2 protein-coding genes are annotated in these 2,973 nt (G+C 45.7%); both read right to left on the bottom strand.

The window, feature by feature from the left end:
- On the bottom strand, nt 1-1,265 hold a 1,265-nt coding region (locus ACUVJL_RS00705; protein WP_445244082.1), incomplete at its 3' end, for an FHA domain-containing protein.
- 244 nt (nt 1,266-1,509) lie between these two features.
- Nucleotides 1,510-2,973 (bottom strand): ABC-ATPase domain-containing protein (locus tag ACUVJL_RS00710; protein WP_445244083.1); only part of this gene is annotated, 1,464 nt, incomplete at its 5' end.

Below are 2,973 nucleotides of genomic sequence, written 5' to 3' on the forward strand. Positions count from 1 at the left end.
CGATCGCACATCGTGATATTTGCCGTCGCGTGAGTCACCAGAATCACCGTCCGGCCTTGATTTGCCAACTTTCGCAGCAGTTGCATCATCTTCTTATCCAAACCCGGATCGAGTCCTGAAGTCGGTTCGTCTAAAAAGAAAAGTTTCGGGTCTGCTAACAGTTCAACTCCGATGCTGACTCGCTTTCGCTGTCCGCCGCTAAGCTGTTTTACCAAAGCCTTGCGACGGTGAGTCATTTCAATATCTTCTAAAGTTTTTGCGACTACCTGCTTGACATCTGTATCGGGAGGTAAGCGCAATTTAGCTGCATAACTCAAGACTTCTTCTACTGTCAAATCTGCGTGTACAATATCATCTTGAGGCACGTAACCGATTTGATTGCGGTAAATATTGAAGTTTTGGCGCAGGTTGTCGCCATTGAGAAACACAGCGCCGTTAGTAGTTTTTTCGATGCCTAAAAGCGTCCGCATTAAAGTAGATTTGCCAGCGCCGCTACCGCCGACTAAAGCCACAAACTCCCCCGGTTCGATCGCCAAAGTGATGTTATCCAAACGCATCGGAATCACCAGACTGTCAGCATCCAAACGAATTTGATGGCCCGAGTCTTGCATCTGCAACTCACCGCTGCGGTAAGTTAGAGTAAACGGGCCGATCCGAATTGCATCTCCCTCGGACAACTGTACAGAATTTGTCACTCGCTGACCGTTAACAAAAACCCCGTTAATGCTGTGGTCTCGCAAAATATAATTACCGCGACTGTCTTGGTCGATTGTGGCGTGGCGTCTAGAAACCAGCGGCGCATCTAATTGCAGCGAAGCGTTTGGATCGCGGCCCAACAAAACCGACCGATTCTTAAGAAGAATTGACTGCTTGCTAGGGACAGGAACCTGATTCGCCAGCGGATTAAAATAACTCAGGAAAACTTGATTTTGAGGATCTAGACCGATTTTAATTTCACTGCCGTTTTTCAGACAATAACCGTCATTGGGAGTGATGCGAGTGCGATCGACAAATAAGCCATTAGTGCTCGGTCGCTGCCCGTCACCGTCGTAAATCCAGTAATTATCCCCAATTTGGCGCAAAACAGCGTGAACGCCGGAAACTGCGCGCCAGGGTTCGGGAATGACTAAATCAGCACGAGTCCCATCGCGCCCCAATACGTGCTGCTGCTGTTTTAACTCTAACTGTAAAACCTCGCCTTGATTGCTTAATACTAAATACGGTCGATCGCTTAAAGCAGTCAGTTGTCCTATATTGCCTGTCATACTTCAATCGCGGTTTTTGCACTCACTTTTGTCAGCATATCAAAAAGTGGAAGTCATTAGTCATTAGTTGTTAGTCATTAGTCATTAGTCATTAGTCATTAGTTGTTAGTCATTAGTCATTAGTCATTAGTCATTAGTCATTAGTCATTAGTCATTAGTCATTAGTCATTAGTCATTAGGCAGAATAAAACTTTTCTCACTCTCCCACTCGGCCTAAAAAGCAATTTATATGAGTAGAAATTTATCACCTTTTGGCAACAACCGACAAACTACGAAGCCGATTAATTACCGCCGCCAATTCAAACCGTCGAAACATGGCAAAATCCCCTTCAGGAAAAGGCGATAAAATATCCATCCCCTGCGCGTCAATATCTGCCATCACCAAATCTATGATTTCCGACAAAGTGCGTTTTCCGTCCATGTATTGCTGCTTAGCATAAACCATTGCCGCAGCGATCGCCCTTAACTGTCCCCTGTCCACAATTTGCTCAATAGCACCCAAATCAATCTCCTCAGTTCCGAAAGCCAATTCATCAACATCCCGCACCTTCACCCGCACATCTCGCCGTCCCAGACTCGGATCTAAACTAGCAGGAATCGGCACTCTTTGAGTAATCTCACCAAAATTTTCTCCCCCTTCAGCCGCACGGCTAATCGAGTAATTTATAGCAATTTCTTTAGCTTTTTCCGTCACATCATCTGCTTTAAAATTTTCCATTGCAATCACAGTATCCGCCACATCAAAATAATCACCGCTTCCCCCCATGACTAAAATAGTCGATACGCCGCAATCTGCGTACAACAGTTTAACTTTATCAATAAACGGCGTAATCGGTTCCTTATCCTTAGTGATGAGTTCCTGCATTCGGCGATCGCGAATCATAAAATTCCTCGCCGCCGTATCCTCATCAACTAATAAAACAGGCACTAAATCCTCTTCTGAAGAAGCGACTAATTCCAAAGCCTCAATAATATTAGCAGCTTGCGACGTGCTACCGCTCGCATTTTCAGTATAAAATTGTGTAGTATCTCTACCTTGCGGCAAGTGGTTAATAAAAGGCGAAATATCAACTCCCGCCACACTTCTGCCATCTTCCGCTCTAATTTTCACCGCCGCCGGATTAGTCACCACAAATTCCCGACCATCTCCCGGAATTCGGTTGTAAACTCCCAACTCTATCGCCCTGAGTAAAGTTGATTTGCCGTGATAGCCGCCGCCAACAATCAAAGTAAGGCCAGCGGGAATACCCATACCGGAAATCAAACCGCGATTCGGACAATTAAACTCAACTTTTAACGACGGCGGCGACTGAAAAGCCACAGAATTATTTAACAAAGGACGGTTGTCAACACCGCTGCGGCGGGGTAAAATAGAACCGTCAGCAACAAACGCAACTAATCCGTTTTCAGCTAACTGCTGCCGCAGCCAGTCAGCATCTTCTACAGTTTCAACGTGACGGCGACATTCCGCAGCATTTAAGTTAGCATACTTCAGAGAATTGCTGACAATTTGCGGGATATCTTCGCACAGCATTTCAGCAGCTTGTCGCCCTAAAATACTGCGTCCACTCGCTGGAAGTCCGACGGCAAATCGCAGTTCAACTCCTCCTAAATCTTCAATATCGGATGTATGTGAGGAAATGATAAATGCGGAAGTTCGCTCTAAAACTTCTTGTCCGAAGCGAGTCACTGCAATCAAACCGCTTTT

Source organism: Microcoleus sp. OTE_8_concoct_300 (assembly GCF_031383065.1).
GTDB lineage: Bacteria > Cyanobacteriota > Cyanobacteriia > Cyanobacteriales > Microcoleaceae > Microcoleus.